This is a genomic window from Pseudomonas sp. B392_1p (assembly GCF_052245235.1).
In the GTDB taxonomy this organism is placed as follows: domain Bacteria; phylum Pseudomonadota; class Gammaproteobacteria; order Pseudomonadales; family Pseudomonadaceae; genus Serpens; species Serpens gallinarum.
Genome location: NZ_JBQPXM010000005.1, coordinates 119,327 through 141,599 on the forward strand (window position 1 = coordinate 119,327; position 22,273 = coordinate 141,599).

Annotated in this window: 21 protein-coding genes; 15 read left to right on the forward strand and 6 right to left on the reverse strand. The window is 62.7% G+C overall.

Annotation, left to right across the window (positions count from 1 at the left end):
* Positions 1–109: 109 nt before the first annotated feature.
* On the forward strand, positions 110–832 hold the full coding sequence (locus ACTV8E_RS09160; protein WP_443199269.1) for an rRNA pseudouridine synthase: 723 nt from the start codon (positions 110–112) through the stop codon (positions 830–832).
* A gap of 3 nt (positions 833–835) precedes the next feature.
* Here ACTV8E_RS09160 and ACTV8E_RS09165 read toward each other — a convergent pair whose 3' ends face one another.
* Complete coding sequence (locus ACTV8E_RS09165) at positions 836–1,159, reverse strand: protealysin inhibitor emfourin (protein ID WP_443199270.1); 324 nt, start codon at positions 1,157–1,159, stop codon at positions 836–838.
* On the reverse strand, positions 1,159–2,214 hold the full coding sequence (locus tag ACTV8E_RS09170) for a M4 family metallopeptidase (RefSeq protein WP_443199271.1): 1,056 nt from the start codon (positions 2,212–2,214) through the stop codon (positions 1,159–1,161). Before ACTV8E_RS09170 ends, ACTV8E_RS09165 begins: the two co-directional genes overlap by 1 nt.
* Before the next feature lie 158 nt (positions 2,215–2,372).
* Between ACTV8E_RS09170 and ACTV8E_RS09175 the strand changes: the two genes are divergently transcribed.
* Positions 2,373–2,885 carry a hypothetical protein gene (locus ACTV8E_RS09175; protein ID WP_443199272.1) on the forward strand — a complete coding sequence of 171 codons (513 nt, stop codon included), beginning with the start codon at positions 2,373–2,375 and terminating at the stop codon, positions 2,883–2,885.
* 137 nt (positions 2,886–3,022) lie between these two features.
* Here ACTV8E_RS09175 and ACTV8E_RS09180 read toward each other — a convergent pair whose 3' ends face one another.
* A complete protein-coding gene (locus ACTV8E_RS09180; protein WP_443199273.1) occupies positions 3,023–7,486 on the reverse strand; it encodes a DEAD/DEAH box helicase in 4,464 nt (1,487 codons plus the stop codon).
* A gap of 194 nt (positions 7,487–7,680) precedes the next feature.
* Here ACTV8E_RS09180 and ACTV8E_RS09185 point away from each other — a divergent pair, with 194 nt between their 5' ends.
* The 10 genes from ACTV8E_RS09185 to ACTV8E_RS09230 all read left to right on the forward strand — a co-directional run bounded on the left by ACTV8E_RS09185 (position 7,681) and on the right by ACTV8E_RS09230 (position 15,147).
* Complete coding sequence (locus ACTV8E_RS09185) at positions 7,681–8,106, forward strand: DUF2231 domain-containing protein (RefSeq protein WP_443199274.1); 426 nt, start codon at positions 7,681–7,683, stop codon at positions 8,104–8,106.
* Positions 8,103–9,398: a PQQ-dependent sugar dehydrogenase gene (locus ACTV8E_RS09190; protein WP_443199275.1), complete on the forward strand. Its 1,296-nt coding sequence runs from the start codon at positions 8,103–8,105 to the stop codon at positions 9,396–9,398. The genes ACTV8E_RS09185 and ACTV8E_RS09190 overlap by 4 nt, the downstream gene beginning before the upstream one ends.
* Positions 9,399–9,676: 278 nt before the next feature.
* Positions 9,677–10,183, forward strand: a complete 507-nt coding sequence (locus ACTV8E_RS09195; protein WP_443199276.1) for a DUF2243 domain-containing protein — start codon at positions 9,677–9,679, stop codon at positions 10,181–10,183.
* Positions 10,184–10,320: 137 nt separating this feature from the next.
* Positions 10,321–10,854, forward strand: a complete 534-nt coding sequence (locus ACTV8E_RS09200; protein WP_443199277.1) for a hypothetical protein — start codon at positions 10,321–10,323, stop codon at positions 10,852–10,854.
* Positions 10,855–10,908: 54 nt separating this feature from the next.
* Entirely contained in the window at positions 10,909–11,370 is a 462-nt protein-coding gene (locus ACTV8E_RS09205; protein ID WP_251835072.1) for a methyltransferase family protein, read from the forward strand.
* 236 nt (positions 11,371–11,606) lie between these two features.
* On the forward strand, positions 11,607–11,876 hold the full coding sequence (locus tag ACTV8E_RS09210; RefSeq protein WP_251835071.1) for a MoaD/ThiS family protein: 270 nt from the start codon (positions 11,607–11,609) through the stop codon (positions 11,874–11,876).
* Between the two features lie 16 nt (positions 11,877–11,892).
* Entirely contained in the window at positions 11,893–13,002 is a 1,110-nt protein-coding gene (locus ACTV8E_RS09215) for a WD40/YVTN/BNR-like repeat-containing protein (RefSeq protein WP_443199278.1), read from the forward strand.
* Between the two features lie 76 nt (positions 13,003–13,078).
* A complete protein-coding gene (locus tag ACTV8E_RS09220; protein WP_443199279.1) occupies positions 13,079–14,023 on the forward strand; it encodes a homocysteine S-methyltransferase family protein in 945 nt (314 codons plus the stop codon).
* 118 nt (positions 14,024–14,141) lie between these two features.
* Positions 14,142–14,453 carry a hypothetical protein gene (locus ACTV8E_RS09225; protein ID WP_251835069.1) on the forward strand — a complete coding sequence of 104 codons (312 nt, stop codon included), beginning with the start codon at positions 14,142–14,144 and terminating at the stop codon, positions 14,451–14,453.
* Positions 14,454–14,580: 127 nt separating this feature from the next.
* The gene (locus tag ACTV8E_RS09230) at positions 14,581–15,147 is read left to right on the forward strand and encodes a hypothetical protein (protein WP_251835068.1); all 567 of its coding nucleotides are present in this window, start codon (positions 14,581–14,583) and stop codon (positions 15,145–15,147) included.
* A gap of 137 nt (positions 15,148–15,284) precedes the next feature.
* Here the strand turns inward: ACTV8E_RS09230 and ACTV8E_RS09235 are convergent, their stop codons facing one another.
* Positions 15,285–17,123: an ABCB family ABC transporter ATP-binding protein/permease gene (locus ACTV8E_RS09235; protein ID WP_443199280.1), complete on the reverse strand. Its 1,839-nt coding sequence runs from the start codon at positions 17,121–17,123 to the stop codon at positions 15,285–15,287.
* A gap of 274 nt (positions 17,124–17,397) precedes the next feature.
* Between ACTV8E_RS09235 and egtB the strand changes: the two genes are divergently transcribed.
* Genes egtB through ACTV8E_RS09250 form a run of 3 tightly spaced genes read left to right on the forward strand, consistent with a single transcriptional unit; the run spans position 17,398 to position 19,999 of the window.
* Complete coding sequence (egtB, locus tag ACTV8E_RS09240) at positions 17,398–18,702, forward strand: ergothioneine biosynthesis protein EgtB (protein ID WP_443199281.1); 1,305 nt, start codon at positions 17,398–17,400, stop codon at positions 18,700–18,702.
* Positions 18,699–19,664, forward strand: coding sequence for an L-histidine N(alpha)-methyltransferase (gene egtD, locus ACTV8E_RS09245; protein WP_251835065.1), 966 nt, complete (start codon positions 18,699–18,701; stop codon positions 19,662–19,664). Before egtB ends, egtD begins: the two co-directional genes overlap by 4 nt.
* A 38-nt stretch (positions 19,665–19,702) precedes the next feature.
* A complete protein-coding gene (locus ACTV8E_RS09250) occupies positions 19,703–19,999 on the forward strand; it encodes a hypothetical protein (protein ID WP_443199282.1) in 297 nt (98 codons plus the stop codon).
* 146 nt (positions 20,000–20,145) lie between these two features.
* Here ACTV8E_RS09250 and ACTV8E_RS09255 read toward each other — a convergent pair whose 3' ends face one another.
* Positions 20,146–21,474, reverse strand: a complete 1,329-nt coding sequence (locus tag ACTV8E_RS09255; RefSeq protein WP_251835063.1) for a DEAD/DEAH box helicase — start codon at positions 21,472–21,474, stop codon at positions 20,146–20,148.
* 350 nt (positions 21,475–21,824) lie between these two features.
* Complete coding sequence (gene gloA / locus ACTV8E_RS09260; protein ID WP_251835062.1) at positions 21,825–22,217, reverse strand: lactoylglutathione lyase; 393 nt, start codon at positions 22,215–22,217, stop codon at positions 21,825–21,827.
* Between the last annotated feature and the right edge of the window lie 56 nt (positions 22,218–22,273).

Below are 22,273 nucleotides of genomic sequence, written 5' to 3' on the forward strand. Positions count from 1 at the left end.
TGTTTTGCGCCTGCCGCCCCTGTTGCCGTAGTCGGTTCCTGACAGCAAAGCGAAGCTTTTGTCAGCCCCTGCGGCTACAATCATGCCCCGTTTTCGAGTCGATGCCCCCATGAGCGAGCCTGTCCGTCTGTCCAAACGCCTGGCCGAGCTGCTGCCCTGCTCGCGCCGTGAGTCCGAACTCTACATTGAGGGCGGCTGGGTCACGGTCGATGGCCAGGTGGTGGAAGAACCGCAATTCAAGGTCGCCGACCAGCGCATCGAGCTGCTGCCCGGCGCCACGCCAGAAGAAGTGCCGATGGTCACCCTGTTGCTGCACAAGCCAGCCGGCCACGGCATCGGCGATGGGCCGAACTCGGTGCAGCAGTTGCTCACCTCGGCCAACCATTGGAGCGAGGATCAGTCGGGCATTCGTCCGGTAAAGAAACACCTGCTGCGCCAGAAGATGATCGGCAGCCTGGAAACCGATACCAGCGGCCTGCTGGTGTTCACCCAGAACTGGGGCGTGACCCGTCACCTGGAAAATGCCCGCAAGCCGCTGGAAGAAGAGTACGTCGCTGAAGTCTCCGGCCATCTGGGCGAAGGCGGCCTGGAACGCCTCAAGCGCGGCCTGGAGCTACGCGGCCAGCAACTGCCGCCGTGCAAGGTCAGTTGGCAGAACGAAACCCATCTGCGCTTCGCCCTCAAGGCGCCCCAGCCCGGCCAGATTCGCCAGATGTGCGCGGCGGTCGGCCTCAAACTGATTAGCTTGCGGCGCATCCGACTTGGCGCGGTGAACATGGCCAAACTGCCGCTCGGCCAGTGGCGCTACCTGATGCCCAACGAGCGTTTTTGAGTTCTAACTGCTGCGGCTATCCCACAAGCGTAACAATTCCTCGGGCGCGTCCTGTTCCGGCACGCTGAAGCTCAGCGGCTCGGGCCCATCGTCAGTGAAACTCAGCTCGATCAGAAAATAGCGCTGGTCGCCCCGCCCGGCCTGCTCCATCGCAACCGCCTGCGGCGCGGCGTCCTTGACCACCTGACAGATGGCCTCACGCTCGTCCGGCGGGCAGTCTGCCAAATCGATGGTGCATCTTTGGCGGCGTCCCGGCAGGTAAGCCACCCCGCCCTCGCGGGACAGGTACAGGCTGCTGACATGCCGCAAAGAGGGTAATTCGATCATCATTCGACTCCGACGGTCGTCCAGGCGGCCGTTACCGCTTGCTGTTCTTCACTGTGCACACCGAAAAGTTCGCCGGCTATTGTCGCGCTCAATCCGGCGAACGCGATGAAATCGGCCTGGGCATCCAGCCGCTCGTCGCACAAGGTTTCATACCAAATCCGTCCGGCGCGCTCCCAGGCATAACCGCCCAGCTGCGTGGCGGCCAGATAAAAAGCCCTATTGGGAATTCCCGAGTTGATGTGCACGCCGCCATTGTCATAACGCGTCGCCACAAAACCGTCCATATGCCCCGGCTGCGGGTCCTTGCCGAGCAAAGGATCGTCGTAGGCACTGCCCGGCTGCTCCATCGAGCGCAAACCTCGGGCCTGAACCGCCGGGCCGAACAGCCCGGCACCGATCAGCCAGTCGGCCTCCTCCGCCCGCTGGCCGAGATAATGCTGCTTGACCAACGTACCGAACACATCGCACAGCGACTCGTTCAACGCGCCGGCCTGCCCCTGGTAGATCAGTGCGGCTTCCTGGTCGATTACCGCATGGGTCAGCTCGTGGGCAACGATGTCCATGGCGATGGTAAAGCGCTGGAATACTTCACCGTCGCCATCGCCGAAGACCATCTGTTCACCGTTCCAGAACGCGTTTTCATAACCCTGGCCATAATGCACAGTGCCAACCAGGGGCATGCCGGCATTGTCCGTGGAATGCCGCCGGTACACCTCCCAGAACAGCGCATAGGTGGCGCCCAGGTGGTGGTACGCCTCATCCACCGCGGGATCGCCGGTTTCCACCTGGCCTTCCTCGCGGACCAGCCGGCCCGGCAGCGAATTGCCCTGATCGGCGCTGTAGATGCGCCTCAGCACCTGCCCGGGTGGGCTGCTGGGCGATTGGGCAGAGATGCTTGACGTCACCCCTGTGCCGATTCGCTGGACCAGTAGTTGCCGGTTCAGCGCCAGGGTATCGCTGGCAAAGGCACGTAGACGGGCATGCCCGTGGCGGATCAGATGATCCAGCAAATAGGGCGGCAGTACCTGATGCGGTCGATGACAAATAATATCCATGCACGGGCATCCTGAACCACAATGAGCAACAGTTCGCAAAACTGCGTAGGCGAACCACCGATTACCGGTAATTCAGCTAAGACCATGTGACGCTGGAAAGCACTTCGGCTCCTGCAATCCGGAGCCAGTGGCACACCTGAACCAAGAGATGCATACCCATGATGAAGTGGATGTTTCTGGTTGCCCTCCTGGGACTGGCCGGCTGCGCAACGCAGTCGTGCGAGACCCCGGTGGCACTGGACAAGCAAACGCAGCGGCTGTTGTTCAACAACGACATGCTGCAAGCCAAGCTGCTGATTACCTCCGGCGATCTCGAGCACTTGCCGCTGGCCGACGCCCTGCTAGAGCGCAACATTGCCCAGGACACCCGCGGCGAGATCGCCTTCTACCAGGCGATTTCACGGATTCGCCAGGCGGCGCCGGTGAATCAGATACTCGACGCATTGCAGCGCTCGGCCGGCCGGCAACACCCCCATGCCGTGGCGCTGCTCTACAAGATGTACAACGAACCCTTCCTCCTCGCCCGCGCCGATCGCGCCAAGGCCAACGAATACCGCGCGGCCTATGCCGACCTGGACGTGGCGAAAAGTGGCTATCCCTCGTTTTCCCGCGCACTGATGGTGGTCGACCGACTGGTCAACCCACCGCCGGAGTTCGCCAGGCGCCGGTGACGGCACGTTGCGTTGGTTTTTTGATGTAACGGCACGGCTCCATACCGAAAAACGTGCCTGGACAGCGTAGGGGCCTCGCTCGGGCTTCGCGTTGCGCCAAGTCTCGCAGCGCTTCGCCGGTGAGGGATAACGCTGCCTTAGATGCCCGCATTCCGAATCAACACCCCGCGCAACCGCTCTTGTTCGGCGGGATCGTCCACGCCCCAGAACTCGGGCTGCCCAGCGCTCGTCGCGGCCACGGGTACACCATCGCGGTAAAGCACGCGGTTGCCGGCCAGCGCGGGCACCTTGGCGCCGGGCAACAGTGTGCCGGCCAAATTCAGCGGGTCGCTGCCGCTGACGCGGGTCAGCGCACCGTCCAACGGGCGTTTGCGCACGTCGCGCAATAAGCCAACCGCCTCGGGCAAGGCGAATTGCTCACCCGGCAGGCCGGCGACGAAGCGCCCGCCGCGAATCTCGCCACGCGCTTCCAGGCGGTGATACACCCGCAGCAGTTCGCGCCACGGCGGCAGCCAGTCAGCTTCACGCTCCAGCAGTCGCCAGAACACCACCCCGTAGCGGCGCAGCAGTACCCGCGCAATATGTTCCACCCTGTCCGGGTCTGGGCGCGAGGCGTCTGCTTCGCCGTTCGGCCGGCGCAACAGCGCCCAGCGCCCGGCATCGGCCATGCCACCCAGATAGGCACCACCCCGGCGGCGGCGACCGTGGTGTGACTGGCGCTTGCCCGCCGGGACCAGCAAGGCGCGTAGTCCGGCGAAACTGTCCGCGTTGATCAGGCCCTGGGCGACCAGCTCGCCCAGGGCATCTTCCAGTTCGCTGCGCAGCAGGTGAGCCTCGTCCAACAGCTCATCGAAGAACAGCGCGCCGTGCCGCTGCAACGCCTCAATCACCCGCAGCGCACGGGGCGACGGTTGCGCCTCAGCCCTGGCGGCCTGCGTCATCCACAGCGGCAATTGGCGGCGCGGCAGCAACACGATGGGCGTGCTGCGCACCGGTCCGGCGCTGGCCTTCTGGCCGGCCAGGCGCGTCCATACGATGCGTCCCGAGCGGCACAGAGCATCCAGCCAACTGCCGCTGTAATCCTTGAGCCGCGCCGGGAGAATTTCGCCTTCCCAGGCCGAAGCTGCCGCCTGATAGCCTTCCAGTTGATCGAGCAGCGCCGCCAGCGCCTCGGGGCCTTCGCCACGCCGACCCGCTGCCAGGCGCTGCCAGTCGAACAGAAAACGCATGAAATCGCTGCGTTCCACCGGCTCGATCTCCCGGCGCAGGCGCTTGACCGTGTAACGGTGTATGCGCGCCAGCAAATGGCGCTCGCACCATTCCTCTTCAAGGGAATGCGGCGTAAAGCGCCCACGCAAGACGTAGCCTTCGCCCTCCAGGCGGGCCAAGGCTACGGCCACCGCGCTGGCCGACTGGGCCAGTGCACGGGCAATGCGCGGCAAGGGCAACGGGCCGAAACCGGACAGCCGAGCACGCACGACATCCACCAGCACCTCGTCCTCGCTAAGGGCGGTGGCGAACTCAGCAGGAATCGTCAGCGCCGGCGTGCCTTTCACACGCGGGTACAGCACCTGAAACTGCGCCAGTCGCTCCAGCGGCACCCACAGGCCCTCGCCGTCGGCCACCTCTAGACGGGTGGCGCGCCCGGCTGCTGCCAACGTGGCAAGCAATGCCGGCCAGTGCGGGTTGGCCTGCACTTCGGCATCGGTCAGACAGGCCAGCCCCATCAAGGCCTCGTGCATCTCATCGCTGGTTCGCGCCTGCGGCCAGGCTTCCTCGGCCACCGCGACGATGGCCTCGGGATCGAGGGCGCCCAGGTCATCGGCCGATTCGGGATCGCTCCAGCGCCGCGACAGCACCGCCTGAGTTCGCCGCTCCTCCAGTGGAGCGTCGTCGAGAAAGGCGTAAGGCTTAGCATTGAGGATTTCCGCCGCCAGCGCCGAGGGCGCCGGCAAGTCCCGCGCCACCAACTGCACTTCGCCGGCTTCCATGCGCTTCAACAGTGCCAGCCAGCCTTCGCAATCCATCGCCTCGTGCAGGCAATCGTCGAGGGTTTGTAGTACCAGCGGGTGATCGGGAATCTCACGCTCGCCAACGATGTTCTCCACGCAGGCCACCTGATCGGGGAACACCGTGGCCAGCATGTCCTCGCTGCGCATGCGTTGAATCTGCGGCGCTATCTTGCGTCCACCGCTCATGCGCGGCAGCGCCAGGGCCACACCGGCCACCCAGCGCCAGCGTACGCCGAACAGCGGCGCATCCAGCAATGCCTGGATCAGCACCTGCTCGGCGCTGTTGGAATGCAGGTAACGCCACACCTCGTCGAGGGCAAAACTGTGGCTGGTGGACAGCGAGAGGATGATCGCATCCTCCGTGGCCGCCGCCTGCAGCTCAAAGTTGAAGGTGCGGCAAAACCGCTTGCGCAGCGCCAGCCCCCAGGCGCGGTTGATGCGACTGCCGAACGGCACGTGGATAATCAACTGCGTGCCGCCAGACTCATCAAAGAAACGCTCCATTACCAGCGTGCTCTGGGTCGGCAGCACACCCAGCGACGCCCGGGCGCGAGCCAGGTATTCAACGATCTGCTCGGCGGCCGCCAGGGACAGGCCCAGCTCGTCGGTGAGCCAGGCAATGGCCGGGGCCAGGCGCCCCGTGGCGTGGACACCGTTTCTCCGCTCCACCCTCGCCACCGCAGTGACCTCTTCGGTGGATAACGCTTCGCGGTTATCCACCCTACCTGGCTGTACGCCGGTTGAGGGCGCGTCCGCCGGGATAACCCCGGCCCCACAGGAAGGTGCGGCAGCGCCGGCTTCCAGCCGTCGATCCACTTCCTCGCGCAAGCGCCCTACCGCGCGCGATAACTCGTCGCTGCGCCCCGGCGCCTCGCCGAGCCAGAACGGCATATTCGGCGGCTGGCCCTGGGCGTCCTCGACGCGCACCCGGCCGGGCTCGACCCGCAGGATGCGGTAGGCAGTATTGCCCAGCTGGAACACATCGCCGGCCAGGCTTTCCACAGCGAAGTCCTCGTTCACCGTGCCTATATTCAGCCCTTGAGGTTCGAGCAGCACCTTATAATCTGCGGTTTCCGGAATGGTGCCGCCACTGGTCAACGCCGCCAGCTGGGCGCCGCGCCGACCGCGCAAACTGTGCGTCACGGCATCACGGTGCAGATAAGCGCGGTGTGCGCCGTGGCGACTGGTGTAGCCCTCGGCAAGCATGCGCAGCACCGCCTGGTAGTGCTCTTTGGACAAATCGGCATAGGGCTCCGCGCGGCGAATCAGCGCCAGCAGGTCGTCTTCGGCCCACTCGCGACAGGCCACCTCAGCGACAATTTGCTGAGCCAGCACATCCAGCGGAGCGCGGGGAATCTGCAAGCGGTCCAGCTCGCCCCGGCGCACGCAATCCAGCAGTGCGGCACATTCGATCAACTCATCGCGGGAGGTGGGAAAAATCCGCCCCTTCGACACCCCACCCACCTGGTGCCCGGCGCGGCCGATGCGCTGCAAGAACGCCGCGATCGAACGTGGCGAGCCGAGCTGGCAGACCAACTCCACCTCGCCGATGTCGATGCCCAGCTCCAGCGAAGCGGTGGCCACCAGCACCCGCAACTCGCCTGCCTTGAGGCGTTGTTCGGCCGCCAGGCGATGTTCCTTGGCCATGCTGCCGTGGTGAGCCGCCACCACCGCGCTGCCCAGCCGCTCGGACAGATGCCGCGCCGCGCGCTCGGCCAGTCGCCGCGTATTGACGAACACCAGCGTGGTGCGCTGCTCGATGATCAATTCGGCGAGACGGTTGTAGACCAGTTCCCAGGCATCGTTGCTCATCACCGCTTCGAGCGGTACGGGCGGGACCTCCAGGGCAAGATCGAGACGGCGCCGGTGGCCGATGTCCACCAGGGCGCAGTCCTGCCCGCCGGTGAGAAAACGCGCCACCGCCGACAAGGGCTTCTGGGTCGCCGACAACCCCACGCGCACCAGCGGTTGCGAGCACAGCGCCTGCAGGCGCTCCAGGCTCAGCGCCAGGTGGCTGCCGCGCTTGTTACCCGCCACTGCGTGGATTTCATCAACGATCAGACTGCGCGTGCTGGCCAGCATTTCCCGTCCGGAGGTCGAGCCGAGCAGCACATACAGCGACTCCGGCGTGGTCACCAGAATATGCGGCGCGCGTTTGCGCATCGCCGTGCGCTCGCCCTGGGAGGTGTCGCCGGTGCGCACCGCCGTGCGGATGTCCACGGGCGGTAATCCCATCCGCTGCACTTCTTCGGCGATGCCCGCCAGCGGCACTTCAAGGTTGAGGTGAATGTCGTTGGACAGCGCCTTCAGCGGCGAGACATACACCACCTGCGTGGCATCCGGCAGCTCGCCGCCATGGGCCAGCCCTTGACGCAGCAGGTCATCCAGCGCGGCGAGAAAGGCCGTCAGCGTCTTGCCTGAACCCGTCGGCGCTGCCACCAGGGTTGAACGCCCGGCGTGAATCGTCGGCCAGGCCGCCACCTGCGCCGGCGTCGGACCCGCAAAGACACGCCGAAACCAACCCTGCACAGCCGGATGAAAGGCCGCCAGCGGATCGACAAGGTCAGGCATTTCCGAAGGACGGTTCATGTCGGCACTATGAAACGGGCCGGGTTGGGACTCAAGGGCTGGCGGTCGGGGCGGACAGTCCTCTAGCCGATCGGAGTGAACTTATGCGCCAACGACACGCTCCGTTTGTAAGGCACACAATCAGAGCGAATCTGCTGGGCCAGCGCATCCGCCCGAGCATCAGCCCAGGGTCGCCGCGAACAGGAGAGCCCACCGTGACCGTAACCACCTACCGTTACCGAAGCACGCCCAATCCTCTGCACGCGACATTGCTGGCCGGAACCGTTCCCCTGTTCCTTGGCGCCCTGTTAAGCGACATCGCCTACTTTCGCAGTTATCAGATTCAGTGGAGCAATTTCTCCTCCTGGCTGATTGCCGGCGGGCTGGTCTTCTGCGGCCTGGCGCTGCTGTTCGCCTTGGTCAACCTGATCCGCGCCACGCCCAAGAAAGGGCGCCCCTTGGCTTATTTTCTGCTCCTGCTGGCCACGTGGGTGCTGGGCTTCATCAATGCCCTTGAGCATGCCAAGGACGCCTGGGCAGTCATGCCCGCCGGCCTGGTTCTCTCGGTAATCGTCACCTTGCTGGCCTGCGTTGCCACGTGGATCGGCCTCACTAACCTGCGCTCGGGAGGTGTCGAGTGAACTACGCCAGCCCCCTCACCGCCCTGACTCTGGGATTGTTGCTGAGTGCCTGCGGTAGCGATGAGCAGGATACCGCCGAGCTATACGGCCCCGATCCCAAGCTCCCCGCCCCTGAACGGGGCTTGCTGCCCAGCATGAAAATTGCCGAACCGGTGTTGTGGGCCGATCAGACGCCGACGGTGCCGGAGAATTTCACCGTTACCGCCATCGCGACCGACCTGAAAATCCCGCGCCAGACGCTGGTGTTGCCCAACGGAGACATTCTGGTGGCGGAAGGCCGGGGCGGCGGCGCTGCGAGCCTCAAGCCCAAGGACGTGATCGCCGGCTATATCAAGGCGAAGGGCAACACCACGGTCAAAGGTGGCAATCGCTTGACCCTGTTGCGCGATGCCGACGGCGACGGCACGTACGAGATGCAAACCGTGTTCGCCGACAACCTCAACGCGCCGTACGGGCTGGCTCTGGCCAATGGCTATCTGTACGTGGCCAATCAGGATGCGTTGGTGCGCTTCGATTATCAGGACGGCCAGACCGAAGCCAGCGGCCCACCAACGACCGTCACCGACCTGCCCTCGGCAATCAACCACCACTGGACCAAGGCGTTGACCGTCAGCCCCGACGGACGCTTTCTATATGTCGGGATCGGCTCCAACAGCAATACCACCGAGCGCGGGATGGAAGCTGAAGTCGACCGCGCCCTGGTCTGGCAGATCAACGCTGACACCGGCGCCTACAAGCCCTATGCAACCGGCCTGCGCAACCCCACGGCCCTCGCCATCCAGCCCGGTTCGGGCCAGCTGTGGGCGGTGGTCAACGAACGGGATGAACTGGGCGAGGACCTGGTGCCGGATTACCTGACGGCGGTGCGTGAAGGCGGCTTCTACGGCTGGCCCTATAGCTACTGGGGCAAGAACGTCGACCCGCGCGTGCGGCCGCAGGACCCGGACATGGTCGCCGCTGCGATCACACCCGACTACGCACTGGGTTCCCACGTCGCTGCCCTTGGCCTGGACTTCTCCAGCGCGGCCATGGGCGAACAATTTGCCGACGGCGTGTTCATCGGCCAGCACGGCAGCTGGAACCGCAAGAATCCGGTGGGCTACAAGGTGGTTTTCGTACCCTTCAGCAACGGACGCCCCTCGGGCCCGCCCGTTGACTTCGTGACAGGCTTTCGCACCGCCGAGGGCAAGACACGCGGACGACCGGTGGGCGTGACCGTCGACCCGCGCGGCGCGCTGATCGTCGCCGACGATCTGGCCAATACCGTGTGGAGGGTGACTCGCACGCAGTGACGGATGTGGCAGGAACTCGCAGATAAGCCGACGATCGTGACGGTCGGCGACGGCGACTGATGCGCACGTTGTTACCTTGAGCATCTGTAGTGGCAGGGGTTCGAACGTCTGCGCATCTACGTCGGCATGGCCCGTCATTCCCGGCGTTTACTTCCGCAATTCCTTCGTTACACGGATGAGGCTTATCGCCCCGCCTGGGCTACGGGTGTGGTTTAGCGCTGCCAAAACGGCGTGAACGTTGTCCTACTAGCGCTGCTATGAGCTTGGAGGTTGCCGACATGTCTGAACACACGCACTACAGGAAAGCCGCACGCGCAGGGATTCTGCTGGGTATTGGCATGGGCGGTTTTGTAGACGGGATCGTTCTACATCAGATATTCCAGTGGCACAACATGGTTTCCAACTGGATTCCACCCACAACCATGGAAGCCATGAGCACAAATATGCTGTGGGATGGCCTCTTTCATGCATTTGTCTGGGTCGTAACGCTGGTCGGCATCATGATGCTGTGGAGCGCCGCTTATCGGCGTGAGCCAATCCCCACGCTTAAATCCATGATTGGCCGGCTTATCTTGGGTTGGGGGTTGTTCAACTTGATCGAAGGCATCATCAACCATCAGATTTTGGCTGTTCATTATGTAAGGCAGGTACCCAACTACACGGTTTATAACTGGACGTTTCTGGCCATCGGCGGTGTGCTTTTCATTCTGCTGGGTTGGATGCTGATGAAAGCGGGGCAGCGAGTTACGGCAGAGCGCAGCCTGCCAGATACACACAAAGGCTAATACCGATTCGGGCGTACCTCTTGCAGACTCGAGCACAGCGAGCTACAGGAGAAGAAACCAAGCCAGCCGGGCGTTGAATAGCTGGCGACTATTAACCTTCTGTAGGTCTCTGCCGCAGCAGGCGTTCGGGAGCAACAATGATAAAAAATTCCTGGCGTGGCCCTATACGGGGCTTGATAGTTATTGTGCTAATCATCAGTTGCGCTTTCTACTTATGGGATTGGGCAATTGTTGAAAATATGGCAAAGGCCGCTTCGGCATCACTGATTACGCTCCTTCCTGCCTGGATGTTGATGCTGGCAGCACCCTTTATTCTTTTCATTATTACGCTTATTTATTTCATTTATTCCACGCGCGAGATCGATATCCGCGAGCCAGACTTCGTTGCCTATACGGAGGACATCCTCATAGATATCCATTGGTCATGGCGCTGGTTACCACCGACCCTGCACGGCAATCTCTATACCCTCGTTAACCTTACGCCGTACTGCCCTTCCTGCTCAGTGTTGCTCGCCATAAATAACCACAACAATCCCCTGGTTATCTGCGCTAACGAACGCTGCAACTGGCAGTGGGACGGGCAACTTCAACATGATTTGCGTATTTGCACTGCCGCTGATCTTGATGCAAAAGTACGCACTGAAATCGATCGGAAAACCCACACCCGATAGCAACATGAACGCTGCGCCTGTCAGGCTTGAACAACACGTCGAAAGAGAAAAGCAATGCATACGCTCGAAAACAAGATACCTCCGCCCCTTGTCGCCTCCCTCATTGGCGCCGCAATGTGGTTACTGTCCTTCTATGTTCCGAGCATCGCGGTTGCCGAATGGGTGCGCATTGCCTTGGCGTTGACCATTACGGCGCTGGGTGCTTTTTTCTGCCTGTCGGGTGCCGTCTCATTCCGCCGTGCAAAAACTACCGTGAACCCCTTGAAGCCTGAAACCGCTTCAGCCTTGGTGAGCTCGGGCATTTATCAATACTCACGAAATCCCATGTACGTCGGCTTCGCTCTGTTTCTGGTCGCCTTGGCGGCTTATCTGGCGTCGCCTGTAGCCTTGCTCGGGCCTCTTGGCTTCGTGCTGTACATGAACCGATTCCAGATTGCACCTGAGGAGCGCGCCCTGAAGGCGCTGTTTGGCGCTGAGTTCCAGGCCTACCAGGCACGGGTGCGCCGCTGGTTGTGAGTTAACCGACCTTGCGGAGGCTTCCAGTGATGCCCAATCTCTTGTTGCGCGTATCCGGCCGATGCGTTTGCCGCTGAGCAGTGCGCTTATTCTCGGCATTACGCCTTTCTTTGTGCCCAAAAGCGATCAAACCTGCATGACTTAGCGGCATTCAATCCAGGCTTTCCGCCACACGGAATCGTACGGACCGGGTCTACACCTACACTGTCTAGATCATTTTTTAGCGGGGGTGACCCATGCCCCATGTGGTTTTCGCCCCGGCGCTGCAGCGCCACCTCGCCCTGCCGGAGCGCGAGGTGCTGGGCGATACGGTAGCCAGCGCACTGCATAGCCTGATGCAGGAGCAGCCGCGTCTGCGCAGTTACCTGCTCGATGATCAAGGTCAGTTGCGTCGGCATGTGCAGATTTTTGTCGATGGCCTGGCCGTGCGCGACCGCCAGCGGCTCAGCGATCCCCTCGGTGATTCCAGCGAGGTGTTCGTGGTACAGGCCTTGACCGGTGGCTGAGCATCGGGAGGCTGACATGCATGAACGCCTGCTGATCGCCACACGCAAGGGCTTGCTGATCTTCGAGCCCATCGCCGGGCAGTGGCGACAAACCGAAACGCATTTCATGGGCGAGCCAGTCAGCATGGTCTTGGCCGACCCTCGTGACCAGACACTCTACGCCGCGCTCAACCTTGGGCATTTCGGGGTCAAGCTGTGGCGCCGCCCGGGCTCCGGCGGCCCCTGGCAGGCCTGTGCGGTGCCCGTCTATCCGCCCCAACCCGAAGCGATGTCCACAGCGGCTGGCACCGATCTGCCGCCAGCGGCGCCCTGGAGCTTGGAGCAAATATGGGCGTTGGAAGCCGGAGGTGCCGATGAACCCGGCGTGCTCTGGGCGGGCACCCTTCCTGGCGGACTGTTCCATTCCTCCGATCACGGCAATAGCTGGACACTGAATCGCCCACTCTGGGATCGTCCGGAACGGGCCGAATGGGCAGGTGGCGGCTACGACTGGCCGGGCATTCATTCGATGTGTGTCGATCCGCATGATAGCCAGCACGTCAGCGTGGCGGTGTCCTGCGGCGGGGTCTGGCAGAGCCGCGATGGCGGCGCCAGTTGGGCCTGCACGGGTGAAGGCCTGCGCGCCGATTACATGCCGCCCGAGCGGCGCTACGATCCCAATATCCAAGACCCGCATCGCATGGTCTGCTGTCCGGCCAACCCCCACCACTTGTGGATTCAGCACCACAACGGGATTTTTCGCTCCACCGATGCCGGGCAGTCCTGGCAGGCGGTCGAGGCCCGGCCGTCGAGTTTCGGCTTCGCCGTGGCCGTACATCCGCTGCGACCGGGCACCGCCTGGTTCGTACCAGCGGTCAAGGACGAGTGCCGCGTACCGGTCAATGGGCATTTCGTGGTCACGCGCACGCAGGACGGTGGTCAAAGCTTCAGTGTGTTCGACCACGGGCTGCCCGCGCCGCCAGCCTATGACCTGGTCTACCGCCATGGCCTGGCGGTGGATGACAGCGGCGAGCGCCTGGCCATGGGCTCGACCACCGGCGGCCTGTGGCTGTCGGAAAACGGCGGCGAAGGCTGGCAATGCCTGAGCGCCCACCTGCCGCCGATCTACTGCGTGCGCTTCGGCTGAAGTGCCGCCAGGGACAACGCTTGCCGGCGCTGCAAGCGGGTAAGGAGCCATTTTTACCGGACCCCGAGGTGCTCCCATGTCCTCGCTTACACCGCACCTGCCGCGCCTGGATGGCCACCTGTTTCTCACCGACGGCGGACTGGAGACGTCACTGATCTTCCATCATGGTCTCGACCTGCCCTGCTTCGCCGCGTTTCCGCTGGTACTGAGTGAGGCTGGCCGCCTGCAGCTCGACCATTATTTCCAACCGTTCCTGCGCACGGCGGCCCGGCATCGGTTGGGCTTTGTACTCGACACGCCCACCTGGCGCGCCAATGCCGACTGGGGCGCGCGACTGGGCTTTTCCGCCCATGCGATGAATGAAGTTAATCGCGAGGCGGTGACCTGGGCACAGGCGCTGCGTGCCGAACATGCCGCTCCCGAGGCGAATATCCTCATCAATGGCGTGCTCGGACCGCGCGGCGATGGCTACAAAGTCGAGGCACGCATGAGCGCTCAGCAAGCCCAGGACTACCATCGTGCGCAGATCACGAGCCTGACGCAGGCCGGCGCGGAATTGATCAGTGCCTACACACTGAATTACAGCGAAGAAGCCATCGGCATTGCCCGCGCCGCCGCTGAACTGGGCATTCCGCTGGCGATTTCCTTCACAGTGGAAACCGACGGCAAGCTGGCTTCGGGCGAAAGCCTGGGCGAGGCGATTCAGCGTACCGATCAGGCCAGCGCCATACCGCCGCTGTATTTCATGATCAATTGCGCCCACCCGACACACTTTGAAAACGTTCTCGACACCGAGGCCGACTGGCTGAGGCGCATCGGCGGCTTGCGCGCCAATGCCTCGGCCAAGAGCCATGCCGAACTGGATGCCTCGGAATCCCTGGATGACGGCGACCCGCTAGACCTGGGGCGGCGCTACCAGACCTTGCGCAGGCGCATGCCCCAGCTGTCGGTGCTTGGCGGTTGCTGCGGCACTGATCATCGGCATGTCGCGGCGATCTGCGAAGCCTGTCTGGCACCGTGAAAAAAGTTGTAACGCGCGTGCACCTGAGCGACCGTTCCAGGGCGTTTTTTGGGCAAGCGGGCAACCCTCAGCCATTCCATCGGTCAATCCAAACACCGGATGCCAAGGGAGAGCCCGCATGACCACCACCCTACTGACCCTCGATAACGCCATGCAGTTGGCTTCAAACGCCTTTCAGCCCTACGGCTGCGTTACCGGTGCCAACGCCGAGGACGACAGCTTCAGCCTGAGCATCATGAGCCTCAGCGGCAACGAGGTGCTGAGCGTGCCGCATATTCCGCGTACTCAATACGCCGACCCCGTGCGCCTGGCCGGCGTGCTCGAGCAGATGCGCCTGGACCTGATTCACAAGGGCTGCAACCTCGAGCCCTGGTCGATGCCCTACATCACCGACCCCAGCGTCATTCCGGAAAGTCCGCCGAATTATTGAGCGCAGCCGCAGCAGTCGACGCGAGAGCCCACCATCGGACAACCGGGAAAGCTTCGCCTTGCCTGTTCGGGAAAGGCTTAATATGCTCCTGCCGCACAAGGACTCAACACCGCAAAGGGACAGGCACATGAACACCCGACTGGCTTCCGTCTTTCTCACCGCAGCCATGACGGCAGCGGCACCCGTCGTGGCCGATGACATCAAGGACGCGCTGCAGGAAGCGCTGCAGGCTTATGAGCAAGGCGACATGGCGCTGGCCAAGGAAAACCTCGGCTACGCCACGCAACTGCTCAACCAGCGGGGCGCCGATCACCTCGCCCAGGTATTGCCGCCACCGCTGTCCGGCTGGGAAGGCGATGAAGCGGAAACCTCCGCCGGCACAACGGCATTCTTTGGCGGCGGCGTGCAGGCATCGCGCACCTATCGCAAGAATGACCAGCAGGTTCAGGTGGAGATCATTGGCGACTCGCCCCTGATGTCGCAAATGATGATGGTCATGGCCAACCCCGCCCTGGCGGGCTCCATGGGCAAGATGATCAAGGTCGGCAAGCAACGCGGCATTCTCGACAGTAACGGCAAGATCCTGGTGATCATCAACAACCGTTTCATGGTTTCCGTGGATGGCGATGCCGAGGCCACCGACAAGCTGGCCTATGCCGAAGCCATTGATTTCAACGCTTTGCAGGCACTCTAACAGGCGGTTAGAGCGATTACATGGCTCCCACGTAGAGCGTGGGAGCCTCGCCACTGTAAGGTGGATCGCGCTTCATCGATCCACCGGGTGGCGCTCCATCGAGCGGGGCCCTGGTGGATGTAAAAACGACATCCATTTTACTGGGAAACCTCGCTACCCTTCTCCACCGGCCGCTCCTTCTCACTTTGCTGCAGCGTCCACATCTGCGTATACAGCCCCTGGCGGGCCAGCAACTCGGCATGACTACCGCGTTCGACGATGCGCCCGGCGTCCATGACCAGGATCTGGTCGGCATTCATCACCGTGGACAGGCGGTGGGCGATGACCAGGGTGGTGCGGCCGACCTGGATACGCTCCAGTTCGGCCTGGATGGCGCGTTCGGACTTGGAGTCCAGCGCCGAGGTGGCTTCGTCGAAGATCAGGATGCTCGGGTTCTTCAGGATTGCCCGCGCGATGGCCACGCGCTGTTTCTCGCCGCCGGAGAGTTTCAGGCCGCGCTCGCCCACCGGCGTTTCGTAGCCGTCGGGCAGGCTGACAATGAACTCATGGATATGCGCCGCGCGGGCGGCAGCCTCGACCTCTTCGCGGCTGGCCTCGGGGCGACCGTAGCGGATGTTGTAATAGATGCTGTCGTTGAACAGTACGGTGTCCTGCGGAACGATGCCGATGGAGCCGCGCAGCGAGGCCTGGGTCAGTTGGCGCAGATCGACGCCATCAATGCGGATGGCGCCCTCGCCCACGTCATAGAAACGGTACAGCAGGCGCGCCAGGGTCGATTTGCCCGAGCCGGAGTGACCGACCACCGCGACGGTGCCGCCGGCGGGAATTTCGAAATCCACGCCATGCAGAATCTCGCGGCGCGGGTCGTAGCCAAAGCGCACGTTGTCGAAGCGCACGGTGGGGCGACGGGTTTCCAGCATCTGGGCATTCGGCGCGTCTTGCACGTCCTGGCGCTCGTCCAGCAGGCCGAACAGGCGCTCCATATTGGTCAGCGCCTGTTTTACTTCGCGGTACATCATGCCGAGCAGGAACAGCGGTGCGGAGAGCTGCAGCAAGTAGGCGTTGACCAGCACCAGGTCACCGACCGTCAGGTTGCCGGCCACCACGCCGGCGGCGGCCAGCCACATCATTGCGGTGACGCCGATGGCCACTACCACGGCCTGACCAAGATTGAGCACCGCTAGGCTGGTGGTTGCCTTGACCTTGGCGTTTTCCAGATGACGCAGGTTTTCGTCGTAGCGCGCCGCTTCGTGGCCTTCGTTGTTGAAGTATTTGACGGTCTCGTAGTTGAGCAGCGAGTCCACCGCGCGCTCGTTGGCGCGTGTGTCGGCTTCTACCGACGCGCGGTAGTAGCGGGTGCGCCATTCGGTGACACCAAAGGTCCACAGCGCGTAGGCGGTCAAGGTCGCCAGGGTGATTGCGGCGAAGCGCCAGTCATAGGCCCAGACCAGCACGGCGGTAACCAGGGCCACTTCCAGCAGGATCGGAATGATCGAGTACAGCGTCCAGTCCAGCAGGTCGGCGATGGCACTGCCGCCGCGCTCCACGTCGCGGGCCACGCCGCCAGTGCGCCGGCCGAGGTGGAATTTCAAGCTCAGGCCATGCAGATGACGAAACACTTGCAAGGTGACCTGCCGCGAGGCGCGCGCCATGACGCGGGCGAACACCACCTGGCGCAATTCGGTAAACAGCGTGACACCGATGCGCGAGGCGCCATACGCCAGCAGCAAAGCAACGGGCAACAGCAGCAGGCTGGGCTCGACGTTGAGTTCATCGACGATGTACTTGAGGACGAAGGGCACCACCAGGTTGAGCAGCTTGGCGGCGAACACCAGTCCCAAGGCCAGCAGGATGCGGCCCAGGTAGGGACGCAGATAGGGCAGCAGGTCGCGAATCACGGCGAAGTCGCCGCGCGCCTGCTCGGCGCGTTTGACCGGCTCGGCGCCGGTCTGCTCGGGGGTGGTGCTGGATGTCATTACGGCAGGATCCTGTCGGTACAGAAAAGCGGGTGCCTATGCTGGGCCGGGCGCGCGTGGGATGCAACGGCTGACAGTGTCCGCATACGCGACATCTGGGGCGAGCTGCCCCGGATGCAACGCATCTCTTCCGTACGCCGTGCTGCGGGCGCCCCCCTCTACGAGTTCCGTGGCGCCATATGGAATGTTTACGGGCGGCAATCGCTGAACTTTCCGTTGTCGCGGCGTGTCGCTCTTAAGAACCGTCCCCACCGACCGAACCACCGGAGGTTGTATGCCCGCCGAGGCGCGCCGTGATGACGATGCCCGACACACCGCCGCGCTGGCGCAATTGCGTGAGCGCTTTCGCCAGGTGCGCCCAGCCAGCGCAGCGATTTGTGCGCCGCTGGCCATCGAGGACCATGTGTTGCAAGGCATGCCGGACGTCAGCCCGCCGAAATGGCACCTGGCCCATGTCACCTGGTTTTTCGAAACCTTCCTGCTATTGCCCTACCTGCCCGGTTATCGCTGCGTCGATGCGCGCTACGACCACCTGTTCAATTCCTATTACGTCACCCACAGCCAGCCCTTTCCCCGTGCGGAACGCGGCTCGCTGTCGCGGCCCACGGTGGCCGAGGTGCTCAACTATCGCCAGCAGGTCAACCTGGCCATGGAGCAGTTGCTCGACCACCCCCCGCAGGACCATTTACCACAAATCCTGCAGCGCCTAGAGCTCGGCCTGCAGCACGAACAGCAGCATCAGGAATTGCTGCTCATGGACATCCAATACAATTTTTCCCTCAATCCGCTGCAGCCGGCCTACCGTCAGGACCTGGCCACTGCGCAAACAACGCAACCGCCCGCCCCGTTGCGCTGGCTGGAGCATCCCGGCGGCTTGCTGGAGTTCGGTCACAGCGACGAGGCCTTTGCCTTCGACTGCGAGCGCCCGCGCCATCGAGTATTCCTCGAACCCTTCCGCCTGGCCAACCGTCCGGTGAGTAACGCCGACTACCTGTCGTTCATTCTCGATGGCGGCTACAACCGCGCCGAACTCTGGCTCGCCGATGGCTGGGCGTACGCGCGCCAAGCCGGCTGGCAGGCCCCGCTGTACTGGCGGCATGACGATGACCGTGGCTGGCTGCAGTTCACCCTGGGAGGGCTGCAACCTCTGGAGGCCGGTGCGCCAGTCTGTCACCTGAGCTTCTACGAGGCCGATGCCTATGCGCGCTGGTCCGAAGCCCGCCTGCCGACCGAGGCGGAATGGGAAGTGGCCGCGCAGGGCCTGCCAATCACCGGAAACTTTCTCGAACAGGACAGGTTGCGCCCGATGGCGAGCCCGTTAAAGGCCGGGCCCTCGCAGATGTTCGGCGATGTCTGGGAGTGGACCGCCAGCGCCTTTCGCCCCTACCCCGGCTTTCGCCCGCTGGACGGCAGCCTGGGCGAGTACAACGGCAAATTCATGTGCGGACAGATGGTGCTTCGCGGGGGCTGTTGCGTTACGCCCCGCAGCCACATGCGCGCCAGCTATCGCAATTTCTTCTATCCGCACATGCGCTGGGCCTTCAGCGGTATGCGTCTGGCCCGGGATGCCCAGGAATGAGTGTTGCCATTCATTATCACGAGCACTATCCGGTCAACCAGCGGGACGGCATGCGCGACGAGGTTCTCGCCGGCTTCGCCGCAACACCGAAACACACCTCGCCTAAGTATTTCTACGACGCGCGCGGCTCAGCGCTGTTCGAGATCATCTGTCAGCAGCCAGAGTATTATCCGACCCGCACCGAGGAAGCGATTCTGGCCCGCGCCGCCGGCGAGATCGCCGAGCTTGCCGGCCCCGACGCGCCGTTGCTGGAACTGGGCAGCGGTGCCAGCCGCAAGGTGCGGCTGCTGCTCGACGCCATGCAGCCCTGCCGGTATCTGGGCATCGATATTTCCCGCGATTTTCTGATCGACAGCACACGCCGCCTGGCCGCCGATTACCCCTGGCTTGAAGTGCATGCCGCCTGCGCCGACTTCTCTACGCCGCTTCAACTGCCGGACGATTTCGCCAAGGCGCGGCCCTTGGCATTCTTTCCAGGCTCAAGCATTGGCAATTTCGATCCGCCCCAGGCCCTGGCATTTCTGCGTAATCTGCATGGACTATTGCCAGTCGGCAGTGGACTGCTGATCGGGGTCGACCTGATCAAGGACGTCCGTGTGCTGGAAGCAGCTTACAACGACGAGGCCGGAGTCACCGCCGCATTTAATTTGAATCTGCTGGAGCGCATTCGCACCGAGCTGGACAGCGACGTCAACCCGCGAGCCTTTGTTCATCACGCCTTTTACAACGCGGCCGCCAAACGGATCGAAATGCACTTGGTCAGCAAGCGTGCCCAGACGGTGCAGATTGCCGATCGGTGCTTTCATTTCCAGGCCGGCGAGAGCCTGCACACCGAAAATTCCTACAAGTACAGCGTTGCGGGCTTCCGCCAACTGGCCGCACGGGCCGGCTTTGGCGCCTTGGCGCTGTGGACTGATCCTAATGCGCTGTTCAGCGTGCATTACCTGTGCAGTGAACCTTAGCGCGCTCATCACTTCATCCGCAGCGAGGGCCACACGCCATGAAACTGCTTCTCCCGCTCATTGCCCTGTTCGCCTTCACGCCTGCCCAGGCAGAGAATGCTGAATGCACACCGGAAGACGTCACGGCCAAAGCCGAACAATTGGCGGAAAAGGTTAATCAACTGGCAGAGCACGATCCGGAAAAGGCCAGGCAGCTTCACGAAGAACTGGAAACCATGAGACTCAAGCGCACCCCGGAAGGCCAGGAAAACACGCCGCAAGGCCTGGAGGATGAATGCGCCATGTACGACCAGCGCATGCGGGAGATCGAACAGGCGGAAAAGCAGGTGGAGTGAAGGTGACGGGATAGATCCACAGAGTCGTAGGGTGGATGTCGTTTTTTACATCCACCATGGCTCCGCTCGGTGGGCCGCCCCTGGTGGATCGATTAAGCGCGATCCACCCTACGTGATAGGCAAGGGAGCCAGCCACCAGACCGAGTTTATTCTTCAGCCGGCTTGCGACGCTTGAGCGGTGCCATGCCGTCGGTGCTGACCAGCCCGGAAGGAGCGTTGGGCTTGCGCTTGGCAGCGGGCCTGGCAGACTTTTTGACGGTTTTTTTGTCGCCTTTCTGATCGGTCTTTTTCTTCTTCACGCCGGCGGCCTTGCCGGACGCTTTGAGATTCTTCGGGCCCTGGTAGCTACCCTTCAGTTCACTGATCACGCGTCGATCGAAACGCTGCTTTAGGTAGCGCTCGATACTGGACATCAGGTTCCAGTCGTTATGGCAGATCAGCGAAATCGCCAATCCTTCGCCGCCAGCACGGCCGGTGCGTCCAATGCGATGCACGTACTCGTCGCCCGAGCGCGGCATGTCGAAGTTGATCACCATGTCCAGGCCTTCCACATCCAGCCCACGTGCGGCCACGTCGGTGGCTACCAGCACCTTGACTCCGCCCTGCTTCATGCGGTCGATGGCCAGCTTGCGGTCCTTCTGATCCTTCTCGCCGTGCAGGATGAACACCTTGACGTCATCGGCCACCAGATGCCCGTACAGGCGGTCGGCCTGGGCACGGGTGTTGGTGAAAATGATCGCCTTCTGGTACGTCTCGTTGGCCAGCAGCCACTGCACCAAACGCTCCTTGTGGGTCGCATCGTCGGCGGTGATGATCTGCTGGACGGTTTTCTCGTTCAGTTGACTGATGCGGTTGAGCATCAGGTGCAGCGGATTGCGCAGCACCTTGGCCACTACATCGCGCAGGCCGTTGCCGCCGCTGGTGGCGGAGAACAGCAGGGTTTGCTGGCGAGCCGCGCATTCACCGGTCAGGCGCTCGATGTCTTCGGCAAAACCCATGTCGAGCATGCGGTCGGCCTCATCGAGCACCAGCACTTCGACTTCATTGAGTTTCAGGTTGCCGGCGTTGAGCTGCTCGATCAGTCGCCCCGGAGTGCCGATGAGGATATCCGGCACCTTGCGCAGCATGGCCGCCTGGACCTTGAAGTCCTCACCGCCGGTGACCAGGCCAGACTTGATGAAGGTGTACTGGGAAAAACGTTCCACTTCCTTGAGGGTCTGCTGAGCCAGCTCGCGGGTCGGCAGCAGGATCAGCGCACGGATACGCACGCGCGGCTGGGCATCGCCGATCAACCGATTGAGCAGTGGCAGGACGAACGCGGCAGTCTTGCCGCTGCCGGTCTGCGCAATGACGCGCAGGTCACGTCCTTCCAACGCCGGTGGAATGGCCTCGCGCTGCACGGGAGTCGGCTCGGTAAACTTCAGCTCGGCTACGGCCTTCAGCAGGCGTTCATGCAGGGCGAATTGGTCAAACACGTCGGAGCTACCTCAAGAAAAAGCGTTATGGCGGCATAGCCTAAAGGGAAACCCTCCACGGCGCTGCACTTGTTTTTCAAGCAAGGATCAAAAGTTATTCATGTCCCACCAGGGGAGGAGGGTAATCGTCAGCAGATCGAGAATAGTCCAGCGCTAGCCCCCGAGACCCCGGCAACAATTAACGCCTGGCCAACCCGTGCCAGGCGGCATTTCTCGCCGACTGAGCCCGGATATTGAGGAGCAACAACTCCCTAGTATCAAGGCTACGAGTGGCATCAGGCTGGCGAGGACGTCCTCCTTATCAGGGAGGACGTCCTGGTCTATGAGGTGCGCTGGACTGAGCGGATAAATCAGTCGTTACGCTGCGGCGAAAGCAACTCGATTTTGTAGCCGTCCGGGTCTTCAACAAAGGCCAGGATGCTGGAGCCGTGCATCATCGGACCCGGTTCTCGGGTGATCTTGCCACCCCGGGCGCGGATGTCGTCGCACGCTTTGTAGACGTCTTCCACTTCCAGCGCAATATGGCCGTAACCGGTGCCCAGTTCGTAATGCTCGACGCCCCAGTTATGGGTCAGCTCGATCACGCTGTTCTCGGCTTCGTTGCCATAGCCGACGAAGGCGAGGGTGAATTTGCCGTCCGGGTAATCCTTGCGGCGCAGCAGCGTCATCCCCAGCACTTCGGTGTAGAAGGCGATGGATTTATCCATATCGCCGACACGCAGCATGGTATGTAGCAGTCTCATTACATTCTCCTTATCCGATCCGGTTTCCATCGGCTCAAAATGCAAACCCCGGCACA

What these genes read in the sequence shown, in the direction of transcription:
- ACTV8E_RS09160 (WP_443199269.1), top strand. Translation starts at nt 110, where the DNA reads ATGAGCGAGCCTGTCCGTCTGTCCAAACGCCTGGCCGAGCTGCTGCCC.
- ACTV8E_RS09165 (WP_443199270.1), bottom strand. Translation starts at nt 1,159, where the DNA reads ATGATCGAATTACCCTCTTTGCGGCATGTCAGCAGCCTGTACCTGTCC.
- ACTV8E_RS09170 (WP_443199271.1), bottom strand. Translation starts at nt 2,214, where the DNA reads ATGGATATTATTTGTCATCGACCGCATCAGGTACTGCCGCCCTATTTG.
- ACTV8E_RS09175 (WP_443199272.1), top strand. Translation starts at nt 2,373, where the DNA reads ATGATGAAGTGGATGTTTCTGGTTGCCCTCCTGGGACTGGCCGGCTGC.
- ACTV8E_RS09180 (WP_443199273.1), bottom strand. Translation starts at nt 7,486, where the DNA reads ATGAACCGTCCTTCGGAAATGCCTGACCTTGTCGATCCGCTGGCGGCC.
- ACTV8E_RS09195 (WP_443199276.1), top strand. Translation starts at nt 9,677, where the DNA reads ATGTCTGAACACACGCACTACAGGAAAGCCGCACGCGCAGGGATTCTG.
- ACTV8E_RS09200 (WP_443199277.1), top strand. Translation starts at nt 10,321, where the DNA reads ATGATAAAAAATTCCTGGCGTGGCCCTATACGGGGCTTGATAGTTATT.
- ACTV8E_RS09205 (WP_251835072.1), top strand. Translation starts at nt 10,909, where the DNA reads ATGCATACGCTCGAAAACAAGATACCTCCGCCCCTTGTCGCCTCCCTC.
- ACTV8E_RS09210 (WP_251835071.1), top strand. Translation starts at nt 11,607, where the DNA reads ATGCCCCATGTGGTTTTCGCCCCGGCGCTGCAGCGCCACCTCGCCCTG.
- ACTV8E_RS09215 (WP_443199278.1), top strand. Translation starts at nt 11,893, where the DNA reads ATGCATGAACGCCTGCTGATCGCCACACGCAAGGGCTTGCTGATCTTC.
- ACTV8E_RS09220 (WP_443199279.1), top strand. Translation starts at nt 13,079, where the DNA reads ATGTCCTCGCTTACACCGCACCTGCCGCGCCTGGATGGCCACCTGTTT.
- ACTV8E_RS09225 (WP_251835069.1), top strand. Translation starts at nt 14,142, where the DNA reads ATGACCACCACCCTACTGACCCTCGATAACGCCATGCAGTTGGCTTCA.
- ACTV8E_RS09230 (WP_251835068.1), top strand. Translation starts at nt 14,581, where the DNA reads ATGAACACCCGACTGGCTTCCGTCTTTCTCACCGCAGCCATGACGGCA.
- ACTV8E_RS09235 (WP_443199280.1), bottom strand. Translation starts at nt 17,123, where the DNA reads ATGACATCCAGCACCACCCCCGAGCAGACCGGCGCCGAGCCGGTCAAA.
- egtB (WP_443199281.1), top strand. Translation starts at nt 17,398, where the DNA reads ATGCCCGCCGAGGCGCGCCGTGATGACGATGCCCGACACACCGCCGCG.
- egtD (WP_251835065.1), top strand. Translation starts at nt 18,699, where the DNA reads ATGAGTGTTGCCATTCATTATCACGAGCACTATCCGGTCAACCAGCGG.
- ACTV8E_RS09250 (WP_443199282.1), top strand. Translation starts at nt 19,703, where the DNA reads ATGAAACTGCTTCTCCCGCTCATTGCCCTGTTCGCCTTCACGCCTGCC.
- gloA (WP_251835062.1), bottom strand. Translation starts at nt 22,217, where the DNA reads ATGAGACTGCTACATACCATGCTGCGTGTCGGCGATATGGATAAATCC.